This is a genomic window from Brevibacillus sp. NPDC058079, from assembly GCF_042885155.1.
Classification (GTDB): domain Bacteria; phylum Bacillota; class Bacilli; order Brevibacillales; family Brevibacillaceae; genus Brevibacillus.
Map to the genome: position 1 here is coordinate 70,794 of NZ_JBHVSO010000002.1, position 19,139 is coordinate 89,932.

Consider the following 19,139-nt stretch of genomic DNA (forward strand, 5'->3'; position numbering starts at 1 on the left):
CCATTTTTTGGGTCTATTGTGAAGGAAAAGGACAAGGCCAGTAGCTCGAACCAGCCTTGTCCTTTTGCAGCTTCCTTAGTTTTTACTTGTCAGGAACTGTGATTTCGCCTTTAACGATTTTTTGCTTGTATTCTTCAACCAGCTTCAGTACGTCTTCAGGAACGTTTTTCGTGGAAGTGTCAGCCAGACCTACACCGTTTTCAGCCAGTCCGAGCCATTGTACTCCGCCTTTGAATTTACCTTCAGACAGGTCTTTCGCTACACGAATAACTGCTTCGTCAACACGTTTTACCATGGAAGTCAATGTGATCTCGTCGCCGAAAGTCAGGGATTGGTCTTTGTCAACACCGATTACCCATACGTTCTCGCCTTTAGCTTTACGGTCTTTTGCTTCGTTGAACACACCGTCGCCTGTACCGCCGGAAGCGTGGAAGATGATGTCCACACCTTGACCGTACATGGAGGAAGCCGTAGATTTACCCATGTCTGGTTTATCAAAAGCACCCGTGTAAACTTTCACTACTTGAATGCTTGGATCAACAGCTTTTACACCCGCTTCGAAACCAAGATCAAAACGTTTGATTACCGGGATGTCAACGCCACCCACGAAACCAACCTTTTTCGTTTTGGTCATTTTCGCTGCAACTACCCCAGCGAGGAAGGAGCCTTCATGCTCTTTAAAGAGTACAGATGCTACGTTAGGAGCATCTACTTCAGCGTCGATGATCGCCAATTTTGCGTCTTTGTTTTCATCTGCTACTTTTTTCAGGTGGTCACCCATCAGGAAGCCGATACCCCAAGTCAGATCCCAACCGTCTTTTACGAATTGAGTCAGGTTTGGTACATAGTCAGCATCTGATTTTGATTGCAGATAGTTTACGTTTTCTTTCGGGAGATTCAAATCGGTTTGGAGTTTTTGCAGCCCTTCCCAAGCACTCTGGTTAAAGGAGTTGTCGTTTACACCGCCAACGTCTGTAACCATACCTACTTTGATAGCTTTAGCGGCTGGAGCGCCTCCATTGCTACCAGTTTGGCCTTGAGGCTGTGCTTCTGGTTTGCTTCCGCAGCCAGCGAGAACAAGCGACAGGCTGAGTGTTGCCACAGAAAGCACGGATAGAACTTTCTTCATCTGAGATTACCCCCTGTTTTTAGTTGATGAAATTGTTGAGTGAGGTTGCCCCCACAGTTACAACCGTCTCCGTACGACATGAAAGTGAATTTTGTCAGCCCTGAAGTAATTATGGGAGTATAGCACTGGCTTTTCACTTTCGTCGTAATGAATCTGTTTGAGCAAGAGCATGGGAGCAGATTTATCGCAATGCAGCAGGTTGGAAACCTTTTCATTGTAGCCCATGGGTTCAATATCGGCTACTGCGTATGCGATCCTTACCCCTGTTACGCTCTCCAGCCATTTGAAGATAGACTCTCCACTTGCCGCATAGCCCCCGGGCACCAGATGTGCAGGAATGCGGTCCACACAATAAACCACTGGCTCACCATCAGCCGTTCGAATTCGCTCTACTATGAGAACGCCTTCACCCGGATTTAAGGCTAGCCGCTTCCTCTCTTCTTCAGCAGATTCGCCAAAGGATGTTTTCAGGATCAAGGTTCCTGCCGTATATCCTTGGCGCTCGATTGCATCCGTCACACTAAAGAGTTCCCCAATCCCGCCTGAAAAAACAGGCTTTGAATTAATAAAGGTACCTACACCGTGTCTACGAATGACAATCTTCTCTTCCTCAAGAAGTCGGAGTGCCTCGCGAAGCGTCGCCCTGCTTACACCAAGCTGTTTAGATAGTTCGGCTTCAGAAGGGAGGCGTTCACCAGGACGAAGAAGTCCGGTTTCGATATCACTCTTGATCTTGTCCATTACCAAGAGAAACAGTGATCGAACATTCCCTTTGATGCTCATCATCATTCACTCCTGCTGTCCTTCAGCCATCCCAACAGGTAGGACGTCAGACCTCTGATTCGTATGAGACTTAATAACAACAATTTCCGTCAATCTCTTAGAAATTTTACATGAGGGGCGAGTATCATGCAAGCCAAATATTTATGAATAATAATGCAAAATGATTAATTTCGACAGGGATTTTTCTACTAAAATAGGAAAAAAGACCCTGCCAATACAAAAGTTGGCAAGGTCTCACTCTATGAAATATTACTTTCTATGGACGGACGTGGCAGACGAACCTCACGAGGCTTGCTTCCCTCATAAGGACCGACTATTCCTTGGGCTTCCATCATATCAATCAATCGTGCCGCTCGCGTATAACCGACGCGGAGACGACGCTGCAACAAGGATGCCGATGCCGTTTGGGCTTCAGAAACGATTTGGACAGCTTGATCGTACAGTTCATCATCCACGACTGGCTGCTGTTCCTCCTGCACGTCACCGGGGATCATTTCTTCATTGTAGCGAGCTTCTTGCTGTTCTTTCACAAAACGAACGACTTCTTCTACTTCCTTGTCAGATACAAAGGCTCCTTGAACACGAGTCGGCTTGGATGCCCCCATCGGAAGCGAAAGCATGTCCCCTCTTCCGAGAAGCTTTTCTGCTCCTCCCATATCCAGAATTGTTCTGGAGTCAGCCATCGAAGATACCCCAAAAGCAATGCGGGAAGGGATATTTGCCTTGATCACACCCGTAATGACATCTACGGAAGGACGTTGTGTCGCGATGATGAGATGAATCCCGGAAGCACGAGCCATTTGCGCGAGCCGACAAATCGCATCCTCCACTTCTCCCGGCGCTACCATCATCAAGTCCGCAAGCTCATCGACAATGACGACAATATAGGGAAGTGGCGTCCCTTCGACTTGCGCATTGTACATTTCAATATTGCGGCTCCCTGTTTTGGCAAACAAGTTATAACGCCGCTCCATCTCGGCCACGACCTTTTTCAATGCAACAGAAGCCCTTCTCGGGTCAGTAACAACAGGAGCCAACAAATGTGGAATTCCGTTGTACACATTTAGTTCCACCATTTTCGGGTCAACCATCATCAGCTTGACTTCTTCTGGTTTGGCCTTGAACAAAATACTCATGATCAATCCGTTAATGCATACTGATTTTCCGCTTCCCGTCGCACCCGCTACGAGCAAATGGGGCATTTTGGTCAAATCTGCTACGATCGGCTCTCCGGAAATATCCCTGCCAAGAGCAACGGTAAGCTTCCCTGGCGCATCTTGATACTCGGAGGCTTCCAGCACTTCTCGTAGTGATACGACCGCTACCTCCGAGTTCGGAACCTCGATGCCAATGGCTGATTTTCCTGGGATTGGTGCCTCAATCCGGATATCTTTTGCCGCCAATGCCAAAGCAAGGTCATCCGTCAAGCTGACAATCCTGCTTACTTTTACTCCTGTAGCAGGCTGAACTTCATAGCGTGTAACAGCTGGTCCGCGATGTACTTCGGAAACCGTTGCATTGACCCCAAAGCTCTTCAGTGTCTGCACTAATTTTGCCGCATTTGAGGTATGATCGACGTCTTTACCTGTTGAACTCGCTTTTGGTCTTGCGAGCATTTGCAGACTTGGGAGCTCATACGGTATAGTGTTCTGTTCTTCTTCAGTATCTAGTGTACCGAAGATTTCTTCTTCTCCTTCAAGCGCAAACGTAATTTCCTGATTCGTTTTCGGTTGTGCAGCTCTCGCTTGATGACTAGGATCAACCTTTTCCTCATCCTCATCCAATGCAATGCGATCCGTAAAATCACGTATTAACGGGGCGTTTGGTTTCTGGACTTCTTCCTCCTGAATAGCAGGCTGTGGATGAGATTTTTGCTCTTTCAACGCAGTAACTGCGATGGCCTCGCTCTCTGCCTCCGATTGTTTTTGCTTGCGAGCCCCTTCGGCTTCCTTTGCTTCTTTCTTTCGCTTCTCGTTTTCTTCCTGCAAAAGCTGTACAGAGTCCTTCACTGTATCTTTCGCCTTTCCGTAAAACATAGCGAGCTTGTCCTTGGCAAACATCAAAATGTTTACATAAGAAAGATTGAACAGAAACATCAGTCCCACAAGGAAAAGGAAAACAATCACGAGACCAGTACCAATTGTTCCAACAAGACCATTGGTTACGGCAAAAAACAGGGCACCGATCATTCCTCCGCCTACCCCGGTGGTGGACACTTTCTGACCATGATCGAGCCAAATTCTGTCCCATGTAACCTTAATGATGCTCTGCTCTGCAAATTTTCCATCTGCGGTAATTTGTTTGTATAGAATCATGTGATCCCAGGTCAAAATCGCCACACCAATGAGAGCTATCCCTAAGACGCGGTAAGTAAGCTTCGGTGACTTTCTCGTAAACATCATATGTATGGCCATACCGATTAGCAGAACAGGAATGATGAAATCCCATGAACCCGCAATAAACCGAAATAGAAGCGCCAGTACATTTTTGCCCAGCCATCCACTCTCCAAAAGCCCGATCAAGGACAGCACGATGATGAGAAGTCCCAGCAGCTCTATTTTGACAACTGAGGCCAATGCCGCTTGTGAACGCTCTTTTTTTCTCCTACTCAATGGCACGCCTCCTCCTCGTCATTACACTCGTTATGTACCGTAATGGTAAAAAAGGCAGCCGTCGCGTGTTCGGCTGCTGTTCGTACATCACTAGTATAACACAGGAAATTCATAGAAATACAGGACTTCTTAGGCGAGCCATTCCGGTTGAAACTGAATTTTTTGTCCGGGTGCGTACTGCTCCTTCAGGTAGTCTTGCGGATCTGGACTAATCAGCCTGACGATTTTTCCTTCAAACGGTCCGGTTTGCTCAATGAGCATCGTGGCATGACCCACCGCGATCTCTTTTAGCTCTTGTTTCTCCACTTGCTCCATGTTCTCAAAAACCGTTTCCATCGGAATGATGGAGTATAAGATCATTGGAGTACACTCTCCTCGCCTTTTTGCGCTTTGATCAGTTCGTTCAGCTTTTTCAGCGCACTTCCAAGGCCGCCGACTTCATCAATCAAACCGTATTTAACTGCATCTACGCCAATCACATTGGTTCCGATGTCTCGTGTCAATTCACCTGTTCGGGTCATGAGCTCACGGAACTTTTGTTCCGAGACATTGGAGTGACGGGAAATGAAGCTAACCACACGATCTTGCATTTTATCCAAGTACTCAAACGTTTGCGGTACACCAATCACAAGACCCGTCAAGCGGATCGGGTGGATCGTCATTGTAGCGGTTTCTGCTATAAATGAGTACGAACCAGCTACAGCGATTGGCACACCAATACTATGACCACCGCCAAGTACGAGTGTGACTACCGGTTTGGACAAGGACGATACCATTTCCGCAATCGCCAAGCCCGCTTCCACATCCCCACCAACCGTATTCAAAATAACGAGCACGCCCTCTATTTTGCTGTTTTGTTCTGCCGCAACCAATTGAGGGATGAGGTGCTCGTATTTGGTCGTCTTATTTTGAGGAGGAAGCTGAATATGCCCTTCTACTTGTCCGATGATGGTCATACAATAAATATTGCTTTCGAGCTGTGGGACGTTTGTCTGACCCAGTTGCGTAATGGAATCGAGCAGTTTTTTCTTCGGATCTTCTTGTGCAGGTGCTTCAGATGGCGGCGAAGCAGCAGGCTCCTGATCATCAGTTGGTGATTGTGGTTGAGATTCCTTACTATTTACCTCTGTGCTTGCAAACGGCCGCCTATTTAAAAAATCGTTATATTGTTGATTCGGCATGGATGATCCTCCCTCACTTTCCTCTGTAGTATGGATAAGGGGAGGAAAAATCATGCGCCCACAAAGCCAAAAAAAGCCAGAAACCCTTCTTCAAAAGGGTTTCCAGCTCTTTATCAAGTGATCCTACACTTCCATGATAATCGGCAAGATCATCGGACGTCTGCGCGTTTGCTCGTACAGATAACGGCCTAATGACTCTTTTACGTTATTTTTCAGTGAAGACCACTCATTCACATTTTCTTCCATGCATTTGACAAGTGTTTGGGTCACTATGCGATTTGCCTCATCCAGCAACTCTTCGGATTCACGCACGTAGACGAAACCGCGAGAAATGATGTCTGGACCTGACAAAATCGTGCCATTTTGTTTGCTGAGTGTAACGACAACTACCAGTATGCCATCTTGTGACAGTAATTTGCGATCTCTAAGCACGATGTTTCCTACATCACCAACGCCCAAGCCGTCAATCAAAACGTTGCCAGCATGGACTTTTCCACCGTAACGGGCCTTGCCCCCTGAGAATTCAACTGTATCGCCGTTATCCAGCAAGAACGTGTTTTCTTCAGGAATGCCAACCTGTTCAGCAAGTAAGGCATGCGTTTTCAGCATGCGATATTCACCGTGAACAGGAATAAAGTACTTAGGCTTCATTAGGTTAAGCATCAGGCGCAATTCTTCTTGGCTACCATGACCGGAGACGTGGACGGTTCCGTTAGGTCCATGGCCACCATAAATGACATCTGCACCAATGCGTGATAATTGATCAATTGTACGCGCCACGTATTTTTCATTCCCTGGAATGGGAGTGGCTGCAATAATAACTGTATCTCCTGGAAGGATGTCAATTTTCCGATGGGCGGATCGGGCCATCCGAGTGAGCGCGGACATAGGCTCTCCTTGGCTTCCAGTTGATAATATAACGACTTGTTCAGCAGGCAATTTGTTGATTTCATCGATCTCAACAATCAAGCCCTCAGGGACCAACAAGTATCCTAAGTCTCTGCTGATATTAATGACATTTTGCATGCTCCGGCCGACAACCGTCAATTTACGGTTGAACTGTGCTGCAGCGTCCACCACTTGTTGAATGCGGTGAACATTTGATGCAAACGTAGAAACAACAATACGTCCAGATGCTTTGCTGAACACATCCATGAGTGCTTTGCCCACTGAGCGTTCCGATCCGGTAAATCCAGGCCGTTCTGCATTCGTACTGTCAGAGAGCAAGCACAAAACGCCTCTGTCACCGATCATCGCCATTTTTGCCAGATCAGCTACCTGATTGTTAACAGGTGTTTGATCGAACTTGAAGTCTCCTGTATGAACGATGTAACCTTCTGGCGTATCCAGGCATACCCCTACACAATCCGGGATGCTGTGGTTTACGCGGAAAAAGGTCGCCTTCATCTTTCCGAGAACGACTTCCGAGTCGCTGTTGATCAATACGCGTTTTGTTTCGTTTAGGATGCCCGCTTCTTTTAACTTTGCATCAATTAAACCAAGGGTAAGTTTTGTCGCATAAACCGGGACTTTCAAATGCTTCAGCACGTAGCTGAGGCCGCCGATGTGGTCTTCATGTCCATGCGTAATAATAATACCCCGAACCTTGTCGCGATGTTCCTCCAAGTAGGTGATATCCGGAATAACCATATCAATCCCCAGCATTTCCTCTTCTGGGAACTTCAATCCGGCATCAATCACTACGATGTCGTCACCGCTTTGTACCACGTACATATTCTTCCCAATTTCGCCGACTCCGCCCAGGGCGAAAACGAGAACAGAGTGATTCGACTTTGCCAAAACGTGTAACCTCCTATATTTAGTTGTCATGTCCACTCAAAAAAACCGCCCCAAATCACTTGTTCTTATTATACCCGAAGTGAAATCATGAACACAAGGAAAAAGAGCCATCCCGGGCAGGAATGGCTCTTGATCTTCTATGGAGTTAAACAAGCAGGGAATAAACGAATGCTTTTTCTTGTTCATTCAGCTCGACTAAAGGCAGTCGAACGCCCCCAACTTGAACGCCGAGCTTTTCTAAAGCAACCTTGGTCGGTCCTGGGCTCGGGTAGGCAAACAGGCCTTCAAAAATCGGCAACAGCTTGCGATGGAGTCTTGCTGCCTCCGTAAAGTTACCGGCAAAAAAGGCGTCCATCATGTCTGTCATTGGGCGACCCGCTACGTGACTCGCCACACTGACAATGCCCACTCCCCCGATAGACAGGATTGGCAAGGTTAAGCCATCATCACCACTGTACAGCTCAAAGCCTTCCGGAGCATGTTCAATGATTTGCGACATCTGCGACAAATTGCCAGAGGCTTCCTTGATGCAAACTACATTAGGCAGTTCCGCCAAACGAAGTGTCGTTTCAGCAGTCATATTGACGACGGATCTTCCTGGCACATTATATAGCATCACGGGTAGCTCGGTCGCTTCCGATAATGCCTTGAAGTGTGCGTAAAGCCCTTCCTGTGATGGCTTGCTGTAATAAGGAGCAACCACCATGACAGCGTCTACCCCAATGGATTGTACAGCTTGGGTGAACTCAATGCTTGATGCTGTATCATTACTGCCTGTTCCTGCAATGATGTGGCATCTTCCTTTTGCGTAGGAAACCACATGACGGAAAAGATCGAGCTTCTCCGTACGGGATAAAGTCGGTGATTCACCCGTGGTACCACTTAGTACGATTCCAGTTGTACCATTTGCAATCAAATGGTCAATCAGTCGCTCTGTTTTATCGTAATCGACCTGTAGCTGCTCATTAAAAGGCGTTACCATAGCGGTAACCAGTCGACCAAAACGTGCCACTACCTCTCCAACTCCTCTTATCGTGATCAGTAGGTATTAAAGTCAGGATATGCTTTTACATATGTTGAACATGCAGGTTGAACTGCTGATGCAGCGCACGAACAGCCTTCACCATATCCATTTCATGCACGAGTACCCAGATGGTTGTATGGGAGTCTGCCGATTGAAGAATTTGAATGTCTTCTTGCGTAAGTGCCTCCACGATTCGCGCCATCACGCCCGGCACGCCCGTCATCCCTGCACCAATCACGGACACTTTTGCGCAATGTGGCAAAAGCTGCGGCTCGTATCCCATTTCCGTTAACAGGCGAGCAGCTTTTTCTCCCATTTCATCATGGACCGTGTAAGCAACACCCATTGGGTTCACATTGATGAAATCTACACTGATGTTATTGGTTGCCATCGTTTTGAAGACTTGTAGCTGTGTATCGTAAGACCCTTCTTTGTTCGCGACCTTGATCTGAGTAATGTTCGGTACATGAGCAATTCCCATGACGACTCTGTCGTGTACAGTGTAGCCCAGTTTCCCGACCTCCAGCATAGTCGTAACGAGTGTACCGGGGTCGTCCGAAAACGTAGAGCGAACACGAATCGGCACGTTAGCGTGCATCGCGATCTCCACCGCTCTAGGATGAATAACTTTTGCACCCAGGTGAGCCATGTTGCAAATCTCCGTGTAGGTCACCATACCGAGCCGCTGCGCTTCTTCGACGATACGCGGATCCGCCGTCATGATACCTTCCACGTCGGTGAAAATATCCACCGTTTCAGCCTTCAAGGCGACACCGAGAGCGGTTGCAGTCGTATCGCTTCCGCCCCGCCCCAGTGTCGTAATTTCCCACTCGGCTGTACGTCCCTGAAATCCTGGAACGATCACAACTTGACTTTCCTGCAAGTCCTGCAAAATACGACTTGGATCGATCGACATGATTTGTGCATTCGTAAAGTCGTCGCTCGTCACAATATTTGCCTGACCGCCTGTCAAAATCTTTGCTTTAATTCCTCGTGCATTCAGCATGCTGCACATGACTGTTGCAGAGATGATTTCTCCGGTATGCATCAGCATATCCGTTTCTCGACTTGGCAGTTGGTTCCCATTACCACGAACCAACTGCAAGAGTGTATCAGTTGCGTATGGATCACCTTTGCGACCCATCGCTGATACGACAACGACGAGGGCATAGCCCTCATCAATTGCTTTTTCCATATGGTAGATTGCCCGCATCCGGCAATCCTCCGTCGTCAAGGAAGAACCACCGAACTTCTGGACGAGAATCTTCACTAACCTCTCCCCTATACTCTTGCTTTTATGAGTTCTTCAGCGATTTGTACTGTATTCCATGCTGCACCCTTGAGAAGATTGTCAGAAACGATCCACATATGCAGTCCACGAGGATGATGGAGATCACGACGCACCCGGCCCACGAATACTTCCAGTTTGCCTGTTGCATCAGTAGCGAGTGGATACTGCTGTTCCTCCGGCACATCTATTAATACGATACCAGGAGCGTTTTTCAGCAGGGCCTTTACTTCTGCCAGATCGTAATCCTGTTTCAGCTCTACATATACCGACTCGCTATGGCCGTAGACCACTGGAATACGTACGCAAGTAGCTGAAACAAGTACAGTGTCATCACCGAAGATTTTTTTGGTCTCATTGATCATTTTCATTTCTTCATAAGTAAAACCATTGTCGGTGAACACATCAATCTGCGGAATCGCGTTGTACGCAATCTGATGATGTACAGGCAATTTGCCTACGGGAAGTACGTTACACTGCGGTTCTTTACCATCCAAAATGTCTCGACTTTGGTCGAGCAATTCATTGATCGCAGATTGACCTGCACCAGATACTGCCTGGTAAGTAGAAACGATGATTCGGTCTATACCAAAACGATCATACAGGGGTTTTAGAGCGGCAACCATCTGAATCGTAGAGCAATTCGGATTCGCAATGATTCCATTATGAGCGAGCGCAGCATCCATGTTTACTTCTGGCACAACGAGAGGAACATCCGGGTCCATCCGGAATGCGCTGGTATTGTCAATGACAACTGCACCATGACGCACTGCGTGATGAGCCAGTTCCTTGCTGACCGATCCGCCAGCACTAAACAAGGCAAAATCAACCCCTGCAAAACTGTCTGGAGTCGCCTCTTCCAGTACAATTTCTTGCCCCTTGAAAGTGACTGTTTTTCCTGCAGAACGTCCAGAAGCAAGCAGCTTAAGCTGTTTGATTGGGAAGTTGCGCTTTTCTAATAGTTGAATCATCTGCTGTCCGACTGCACCAGTCGCACCGACTACAGCAACATTGAAAGTCAGTTGGTTTGCCATCTCTTACTCTCCTCCTAATCGCGAAAAAGCAGGTTAATTGTTTATTCTGTAGTCTTATTAGTAGTTAAATCTTTCGATGAGCAAGGGTTGCAATTGTCGACCTTCCAAAGCTGCTTCGCATGTTTCCAATAGGAGATCCATACGAGCTACAAGCGAGTTCGGTTTTTTATCCGGGGCATCCTGCCCGAACGGCACGAAATACATATTTTTCGCGGCCAATAGCTTGGCAATATTGGCTGCATTTAATCCCAGACCATCATTGGTGGAAATGGCAATCACAATGGGTCGCAGATTACGCATCGTCGCTTTAGCCGCCATCAGTACGGCACTATCCGTAATGGCATTCGCCAGTCGACTCGTCGTACTGCCTGTGCAAGGCGCAATGAGCATGACATCCAACAACTTAGAAGGTCCCAACGGCTCAGCCTGAGGAATCGTCGAAATAAGTTCTTCCCCCGTCAGTTCCTTGATTTGTTGCTGCCAGCTTTGAGAAGTACCGAAGCGTGTATCCGTGGTCATAATCGTATTCGATACGATCGGTACCACCCGTGCTCCAGCATCCACAAATCGCTTAATTTGCGGCATGGTTTCCTCAAAGGTGCAATGCGATCCAGACAATCCAAATCCAATGGTCTTTCCCTGGAGCTTACTCATGTTGCATCCCCTCCTGGCGCTTTCCTTTGATCCGCAATAAGACGAGACAACGTTTGGGCTAAAATTTGTCCAGCGGTTTTCGGTGCAACGATTCCAGGTAATCCGGGAGCAAGAAGAGCTTTGATACCTCGTCTTTCAGCGTATCGAAAATCTGTTCCTCCTGGCTTGGAGGCAAGATCTAGAATAAACGCCGACTGAGGCATTTGAGCAATCACTTCTGCCGTGAGTAATAATTGCGGGATGGTATTAAAAATGAAATCAGCATTCGTAACCTGTTTCCTTACTTCGCTTATATGGAAGGGAGTCAATCCCATCTCATAAATGCGTGCCAAGTGTTCCTGACGTCTGGCCCCAACTCTTACGCGGGCCCCCAACGCATGCAATGCTCGAGCCATGGACAAACCTGTTCGGCCCAATCCCAAAACAATTGACTGTGATCCATGAATCGTAATATCCGTATGTTGAATCGCCATCATTAACGCTCCCTCTACAGTAGGGATAGAGTTATAGATAGCTACGTCATCACGATCCAAGAGCTCCACGAGAGGAAGCTGTGTGGAAGCCAACAGCTTTTTCAGATAAGGCTTTGCCATTCCTGTGTAAACCACGCAATGACTCGGCAGACTCGCCACATGTTCGTCTAGCAACTGCATTTGTTTGGAGCAGAAAATACTTTCCACGTATCCTTGGTCATCGGTCCCTACGATGGGTAGGATGAGGGCGTCCACGTCTTTCAACACATCGCATGTTAATGGTTTCTTCGTTGCCCCTGTAAAATTACTTTCCAGGTTGTCGAAGCCAACTAACGTGACGCTAGCATCCAGTTGTATGCATCGCTTAATGACTTCCAACTGGCGAGCGTCTCCGCCGATGAAGGCAACATGTATGCCCGTTAGCATGCTGCGTTCCCCTTTCCACACATTTTACTGCATTAAATGATCGGAACGCAAAGGTTTTCCATTTGGAAAAGTTGACGGAAATCCATGCGGTCTACCCCCATCCTATTCCGCTCCTGCTACTTCGGTGACAGAAGCGCCTACTTTTGCGAAGCTTGTGCCTCAGGCGCTTGAAGCTGGATGATGACCATATCTGGCCCAATTTTTACGATAGAGCTCCATGGGATCACGAGGTCCTCTCGCTTCTTGCCGAAACCAAAGAAACTGCCTCCTGGCAAGATGATGGATTGAATCGTACCGTTTTCAGGATGGATGACTAAATCGGAATCACTGATGACCCCCATTTTCTCCCCGTTGTCCAGTCCGATGATCTCCTTCCCACCCAACTCACTTAAGCGCATGGAGAAGCCCCCTTTGTCCTTTCATTTACTGTTGATATACGCAAAAAAATCCGGGCTATGCCGGATTTTTGCTTACAACAATATATCGTTCTTTACGTTTTCAGGGAAGCCGTCGAGTGGACTCACCATCGCCATAGACATCTTGGAACGGAACAGCTGTTGCGCCACAGCCAAAACAGATTCATGGGAAACACGGTCAATTTTGGCGATGATCTCGTCTAGGCTAAGGTGACGGCCCAACAGGAGTTCATTTTTTCCAAGTCGACTCATACGGCTATTCGTGCTTTCCAAGCTGAGCATCAGGCTGCCTTTCAGCTGCTCTTTTCCTTTGTTCAGCTCTTTGTCTGTAATTCCATGATCAGCGACATCGCGCAGGACGCGCGAGACGATGTCAAATACCTGTCCTACTTGCTCTGGTGCCGTTCCTGTATACACATGGAACGTACCCGCTTCTTTATAGGACGAATGATAGGAATAAACAGAGTATGCCAAGCCGCGTTCTTCGCGAATCTCTTGGAAAAGACGCGAGCTCATGCTGCCACCAAGCACGTTGTTCAGCAAAATCAAGGAGTAGACTTCAGGATGCCCTACCTTAAAGCCAGGTAGTGACAGGCACAGATGCGCTTGCTCTGTCGCCTTATGATGCGCGATCACATTTCCAGCAAAATCAGGAGTAGACAAGGTCGGCATACTGCCTGAACGCGAGAAAGTCTGAAAGCGCTTTTGAATGTCTTCAATCAAACTGTCTTCAAAATTTCCTGCTACTGTAATCACCGTATTCGTTGGCAGGTAATGCTGATCAATATAAGCGAGCAAATCGTCCCGTTTCAAGCTGCGCAGGACATCTTCCGTACCCAAAATCGAATACCCCAGTGGGTGTGTGCTGTACGAAGCGCGTGCAATCAAATCATGCACCAAATCATCTGGCGCGTCTTCATACATGCTAATCTCTTCAATGACGACGTTCTTTTCCTTTTCCAACTCATCAGCATCAAACACCGAGTTGAAATACATATCGGAAAGAACATCGAGAGCGATTGGAGCGTGTTGGTCGAGCACCCTTGCGTAATAGCAGGTATACTCCTTCGAGGTAAAGGCGTTCACGTTCCCGCCAATCTCATCAAAGGTTTCCGCAATTTCCTTTGCAGAACGAGTAGTTGTGCCTTTGAAAAACATATGCTCGAGAAAATGGGAAATCCCGTTGTTTTTCTCGTTTTCATATTTCGAACCAGTCCCTACCCAGATGCCTAAGGCAACGGAGCGAACGGACGGAATCCGTTCCGTCACGATTCGAAGACCGTTATCACACGTATGACGTTGTATCACGTAAATCCTCCTCGGTTGTTCATCTTTCTCTACCCGAAACCTCGGGGAATTTCTTGTAAACACGTCTAACTATAGCAAACTTCCTTTGTCTCCACAATAAATGAACATGTATTTACGGTGACGGGAGTCTACGACTCGATATAACCTCCGAAACTGTCGTCGGCTGTAGCCCCTTCTTTTTGGCGATTGTCAGAAGTTGATCTAAACTGGCCTCGGAAGTAGAAGTAGGGTGCATGAGTACGAGGACACCATTCTCCATTTTCCGGCTGATTTTATTGATCACATAACCAGGCGAAGGTTTCTGCCAGTCAATCGTATCTGCCGTCCATAGAATCGTCTTCATTTCATAAGACGAATGAGCGATTTGTACAACGCGTTGGTTAAAAGCACCTGATGGCGGTGCAAACAACGACGGCTTCACTTCCATCGTTTTATAAATAACATCTTGCGTACGACTTATCTCTTGATGAATTCTCTGTGTCCCCAGTGTGTTCATATCGGGATGGGAATACGCATGATTCCCAATCTCATGACCACGTGCCAAGATCTTTTTTGCTTCTTCTGGGTAACGTTTTACCCAAGAGCCATCCAGAAAGAAAGTTGTCTTTACTTTGTGTTTATCGAGTGTATTGAGCATCGAATCGAGATACTCATTTCCCCAAGCCACATTGATCATGAAAGAAATCGTTGGTTTATTCGGATTTCCTCGATAGATGGGATGTGCACCCAATTGCTCAAGCGAAACCGCTGGAGGTACTTCCTTGTATACCAGCAAATCTGGACTGGACACTCCCGCAGCCAGCATTTTATTGATTGATTCTTCTACATCCACTACACGGCCATTATATCCCGGAATCGCCTTCCACGTCTGATCGACAACGGCATCTATCGGCTGTTCCTCTCTGCCCTCTTTCCACTTTTCAATCTGCGCCCGCAAACGCGCTTTTTCGTTTTCGTTACGATCTCCACTCACTACTTGGACATTTTTGATCGTACTGATGTAATGATGAATAGGCTGATAATTCAAGAGAACGATCAGCGCTGCTCCATATATAAATATGAACAAAAGTCTCCTGGTCCTATTCGTCATTAGGGCGTCGCCCTCCTCTATCGATCGTACGAGTCTCTCTTGTCCAATGTATGAGAGGAAGGAACGACTTAGACATACGAAACGGGAGCATCTGGCACACAAAAGAAAAAAGCTTCCGTACACGAATTTCTTCGAGTGACGAAGCCTTTTGTTTTTTTTATTCTGCTTTTGGTGGTGTTTCAGCAGTTTGTGCCGCAGCAGCTTGCTCTTTCAAAACTGCTTTGCGAGAGAGATTCACACGACCTTGGTCGTCGATCTCGGTCACTTTCACTTCTACCTTATCACCAACTGCGACAACATCTTCTGTTTTGGCTACACGCTCTTCAGCCAGTTGAGAGATGTGGCACAAGCCCTCTTTACCTGCGAACAACTCGATGAACGCACCGTATTTCTCTACGCGTTTTACTGTTCCCAGGTACACCTGACCAACAGCTACCTCACGAACCAGATCTTCAATGATTTGTTTCGCGCGCAGATTCGCTTCGTGGTTGATGGATGCGATGAAGACTCGTCCATCTTGTTCGATGTCGATTTTTACGCCGGTTTCTTCGATAATCTTATTGATGACACGACCTTGTGGACCGATTACATCACGAATTTTCTCCGGATTGATCGTCATGGTCATGATTTTTGGTGCATAAGGAGACAGTTCTTTACGCGGTTCGGAAATCGTGCTCATCATATGGTTCAGAATGTGCAAACGACCTACACGCGCTTGCTCCAAGGCCAGCTCTAAAATCTCACGGTTGATACCGGAAATTTTGATGTCCATTTGGATAGCTGTTACACCAGCCTCTGTACCCGCTACTTTGAAATCCATGTCTCCCAAATGATCTTCCATACCTTGAATATCAGTCAGGATCGAGAAAGATTTCTCATCTTTGCTCATGATCAAGCCCATCGCAATACCTGCTACCGGTGCTTTGATTGGTACACCTGCATCCATCAAGGCAAGTACGCTCGCGCAAATCGACGCTTGCGATGTGGAGCCGTTGGATTCAATTACTTCGGATACGAGACGAATCGTATAAGGGAATTCGACCTCAGAAGGAATGATCGGCTCGATTGCACGCTCACCCAACGCACCGTGTCCGATTTCTCGACGCCCTGGAGGACGCAACGGACGTGCTTCACCCACGCTATACGGCGGGAAGTTGTAGTGGTGCATGAAACGTTTCGATTCTTCCAGACCGAGTCCATCGAGAATTTGAACATCTCCCAGCGCGCCCAATGTGCAAACGCTCAGCGCTTGCGTCTGACCGCGGGTAAACATAGCAGAGCCATGTGTACGGGAAAGAATGGTTGTCTCACTGGACAGCGGACGGATTTCGTTCAGTGCTCGTCCATCAGGGCGAACTTTCTCGTCAGTAATCAGACGGCGAACCTCATCCTTGACAATATTGCCAAGTACTTCGCTAATCATCTTTTCCTGCGCTGGATATGCCTCAGGATCCTTGGCTGCAAAATGCTCTTTGGTTTCTGCCTTGATATCGTCAATAGCATCGTAGCGCGCTTGTTTTTCTTCGATGCGAACAGCTTCTTTCAGGCGAGCTTCCGCATATTCACGCACAGCTTGATCGATTTCAGGATCAACCTCATGCAAGATGACTTCCATCTTTTGCTTGCCAATTTCGGACACGATCATGTTCTGGAATTCTACCAGTTGCTTAATCACGTCATGACCAGCCATGATCGCTTCGAGCATTACATCTTCCGGTACTTGGTTCGCAGCTGCTTCCACCATGTTAATCGCTTTGTGCGTACCTGCGACAGTCAGGTGAATATCGCTTTTCTCCGCTTGAGCTACAGTAGGGTTAATGACGAACTCACCGTCAATTCGTCCTACGATTACTCCTGCAATCGGACCTTCAAAAGGAATCTCCGAAACGCTTAGCGCTGCGGAAGTACCGATCATCGCAGCGATTTCAGGTGAGCAGTCTTGATCCACAGACAGAACAGTATTTACGATTTGTACATCGTTACGGAATCCTTCTGCAAAAAGAGGGCGGACAGGGCGGTCAATCAAGCGGCTAGCCAAAATCGCCTTTTCGCTTGGACGTCCTTCTCTTTTAATAAAGCCGCCAGGAATTTTCCCAACCGCATAGAGACGTTCCTCATAGTTAACAGTCAACGGGAAGAAGTCAAGAGGTTTTGGCTCCTTCGAGACTGTAACTGCGGACAGGATTGCTGTATCGCCGTAACGAACCAAGACCGAACCATGCGCCTGTTTAGCCATTTTGCCAAATTCCAGGGTCAGTTTACGGCCTGCCAGTTCGAAGTCATATGTACGGTATTGTTGCTCCATGATGCTAGCAGTCCTCCTTCACAACAATGTGCATTTCACACTTTGTTTTCTACCTATATGTATTATTTCCTGCCATCATAAAAATTAAATGGGTACCTTTGGCAGTCGTTCTAGATAATAAAAAAAGCTTCTTTTGTGAAGCTAATTTAATCAGACAAATTGGTTCCAACCCTTTTTACTCGTTTCGGATGGGCTTAGCGCATTTCTACGCTAAACCCTCCTACACGATAGAAAAAGCGGGCAGAACCCGCTTTTTACAAAACGCTGATTAGCGGCGCAGACCCAGACGGTCTACTACCGAACGATAGCGTTGAACATCTGCTTCACGCAGGTATGTCAACAGGTTACGACGTTGACCAACCATTTTCAAGAGACCACGACGGCTGTGGTGATCTTTCTTGTGCGTACGCAAGTGTCCGTTCAGATTGTTAATGTTTTCGGTCAAGATAGCGATTTGCACTTCCGGTGAACCGGTGTCGTTCTCATGAGTACGGAACTCTTGAATCAGTTGAGTTTTACGTTCTTGAGTCAATGCCATCATGACTCACCTCCTCATTTTTTATACCGTTCGCCGAGTCTGCCGTCGGTGAGAATCGGACAGCCAAGCTACGGTTATCTGTACAACGTTATGAATTATAGCATACCATTTTGTGAAAAGCAAAGAGAATCCTTTACGAGATTCCCTCTGCGAATTTTTGCTTCGCCGTTTGTACATCTCGTCCAATTTGCGCGATGAGTGCATCGACTCCAGCAAATTTCTGTTCTTCCCGAATGTAGAACAGGAACTCTACTTCTACTTCCTTGTCATAGATTTCACCAGAGAACTCAAAAATGTGCACTTCTAGTGACTTTTCTTTTTTCTCCAGTTCAAATGTAGGCTTGATTCCTACGTTCATGACGCCATAGTAGCTTTGTTCATCCACAGTAAAGCGAACACCGTATACTCCATTCTTTCCGATCAAGTACGGCTGATTCACTTGGACGTTCGCTGTAGGAAAGCCAATGGTTCGACCGCGTTTGTCGCCATGCACGACTGTCCCGCGCACTTTGTAGGAGCGGCCTAGCAAATGGCGAACCTGTTCGACATCTCCATGATGAAGATATTCACGGATGATTGTACTGCTCACTTTTTCACCCAAGCGATTTACCGGCCCCACTATGTCGAGTCCATAGCGACCTTTGCTCATTTCTTGCAAGGTATGGGCAGTCCCCATCCCGCGATAACCAAAGGTGTAGTCGAAGCCAACGACAATATGGCGGCATTCCAATGGGAGAAGGCACTCCGCGATGAAATCTTCTGGATAAATAGCCGCAAAGCTAATATCGAACTTCATCACATATGTGGTGTCTACGCCCATCTTTTCGAATTGCTCGAGCTTGTCTGCAAGTGGTGTCAAATAGCGGGTATAACCGCTTTGCCCCAATACTTCTCGAGGATGCGGATCAAAGGTCACTACCGTACTTTGCCATCCGTTTGCTTTCGCTGTATCAATCGCCTTTTGAATGACTCGGCGATGCCCAATATGTACACCATCAAAGTACCCCAGTGCAATCGCACAAGGATTCGCTTGCAGGTCAGACGGAAACGGGTATGTTAGGTAGATCGTTTTCACGGA

17 protein-coding genes are annotated in these 19,139 nt (G+C 47.3%); all 17 read right to left on the reverse strand.

Translation table 11 applies throughout. The features are described from left to right. Positions 1-82 precede the first annotated feature (82 nt). Positions 83-1,129 (reverse strand): BMP family lipoprotein, encoded by a 1,047-nt coding sequence (locus ACFVS2_RS06870; protein WP_048033407.1) that lies wholly within the window; start codon positions 1,127-1,129, stop codon positions 83-85. Between the two features lie 57 nt (positions 1,130-1,186). Next, the gene (locus ACFVS2_RS06875) at positions 1,187-1,912 is read right to left on the reverse strand and encodes a GntR family transcriptional regulator (protein WP_017249274.1); all 726 of its coding nucleotides are present in this window, start codon (positions 1,910-1,912) and stop codon (positions 1,187-1,189) included. Between the two features lie 239 nt (positions 1,913-2,151). Next, positions 2,152-4,530 carry an FtsK/SpoIIIE family DNA translocase gene (locus tag ACFVS2_RS06880; protein ID WP_173617458.1) on the reverse strand — a complete coding sequence of 793 codons (2,379 nt, stop codon included), beginning with the start codon at positions 4,528-4,530 and terminating at the stop codon, positions 2,152-2,154. Positions 4,531-4,653: 123 nt separating this feature from the next. Continuing rightward, positions 4,654-4,884, reverse strand: a complete 231-nt coding sequence (locus ACFVS2_RS06885; RefSeq protein WP_047067802.1) for a YlzJ-like family protein — start codon at positions 4,882-4,884, stop codon at positions 4,654-4,656. Further along, the gene (locus ACFVS2_RS06890) at positions 4,881-5,705 is read right to left on the reverse strand and encodes a ClpP family protease (RefSeq protein ID WP_390232597.1); all 825 of its coding nucleotides are present in this window, start codon (positions 5,703-5,705) and stop codon (positions 4,881-4,883) included. The genes ACFVS2_RS06885 and ACFVS2_RS06890 overlap by 4 nt, the downstream gene beginning before the upstream one ends. A 123-nt stretch (positions 5,706-5,828) precedes the next feature. Continuing rightward, the gene (locus tag ACFVS2_RS06895; RefSeq protein ID WP_390232600.1) at positions 5,829-7,505 is read right to left on the reverse strand and encodes a ribonuclease J; all 1,677 of its coding nucleotides are present in this window, start codon (positions 7,503-7,505) and stop codon (positions 5,829-5,831) included. 145 nt (positions 7,506-7,650) lie between these two features. Next, positions 7,651-8,517, reverse strand: a complete 867-nt coding sequence (gene dapA, locus ACFVS2_RS06900; RefSeq protein WP_390232603.1) for a 4-hydroxy-tetrahydrodipicolinate synthase — start codon at positions 8,515-8,517, stop codon at positions 7,651-7,653. A 55-nt stretch (positions 8,518-8,572) separates the two neighbouring features. After that, on the reverse strand, positions 8,573-9,799 hold the full coding sequence (dapG, locus tag ACFVS2_RS06905; RefSeq protein WP_390232606.1) for an aspartate kinase: 1,227 nt from the start codon (positions 9,797-9,799) through the stop codon (positions 8,573-8,575). A gap of 11 nt (positions 9,800-9,810) precedes the next feature. Beyond that, positions 9,811-10,851, reverse strand: coding sequence for an aspartate-semialdehyde dehydrogenase (locus tag ACFVS2_RS06910; protein ID WP_173617453.1), 1,041 nt, complete (start codon positions 10,849-10,851; stop codon positions 9,811-9,813). A gap of 57 nt (positions 10,852-10,908) precedes the next feature. Continuing rightward, the gene (locus ACFVS2_RS06915; RefSeq protein WP_007719213.1) at positions 10,909-11,505 is read right to left on the reverse strand and encodes a dipicolinate synthase subunit B; all 597 of its coding nucleotides are present in this window, start codon (positions 11,503-11,505) and stop codon (positions 10,909-10,911) included. After that, positions 11,502-12,404 carry a dipicolinate synthase subunit DpsA gene (gene dpsA, locus ACFVS2_RS06920; protein WP_106840329.1) on the reverse strand — a complete coding sequence of 301 codons (903 nt, stop codon included), beginning with the start codon at positions 12,402-12,404 and terminating at the stop codon, positions 11,502-11,504. The genes ACFVS2_RS06915 and dpsA overlap by 4 nt, the downstream gene beginning before the upstream one ends. 137 nt (positions 12,405-12,541) lie before the next feature. Beyond that, entirely contained in the window at positions 12,542-12,802 is a 261-nt protein-coding gene (locus tag ACFVS2_RS06925; protein WP_144614610.1) for a YlmC/YmxH family sporulation protein, read from the reverse strand. A gap of 72 nt (positions 12,803-12,874) precedes the next feature. Continuing rightward, the gene (locus ACFVS2_RS06930; RefSeq protein WP_173617452.1) at positions 12,875-14,128 is read right to left on the reverse strand and encodes a M16 family metallopeptidase; all 1,254 of its coding nucleotides are present in this window, start codon (positions 14,126-14,128) and stop codon (positions 12,875-12,877) included. A gap of 112 nt (positions 14,129-14,240) precedes the next feature. Next, positions 14,241-15,218 (reverse strand): polysaccharide deacetylase family protein, encoded by a 978-nt coding sequence (locus ACFVS2_RS06935; RefSeq protein WP_173617451.1) that lies wholly within the window; start codon positions 15,216-15,218, stop codon positions 14,241-14,243. Between the two features lie 157 nt (positions 15,219-15,375). Further along, on the reverse strand, positions 15,376-17,523 hold the full coding sequence (gene pnp / locus ACFVS2_RS06940; RefSeq protein ID WP_173617450.1) for a polyribonucleotide nucleotidyltransferase: 2,148 nt from the start codon (positions 17,521-17,523) through the stop codon (positions 15,376-15,378). Between the two features lie 268 nt (positions 17,524-17,791). Continuing rightward, entirely contained in the window at positions 17,792-18,061 is a 270-nt protein-coding gene (gene rpsO, locus ACFVS2_RS06945) for a 30S ribosomal protein S15 (RefSeq protein WP_015891708.1), read from the reverse strand. 133 nt (positions 18,062-18,194) lie between these two features. Further along, positions 18,195-19,136, reverse strand: coding sequence for a bifunctional riboflavin kinase/FAD synthetase (locus ACFVS2_RS06950; protein ID WP_017249287.1), 942 nt, complete (start codon positions 19,134-19,136; stop codon positions 18,195-18,197). Between the last annotated feature and the right edge of the window lie 3 nt (positions 19,137-19,139).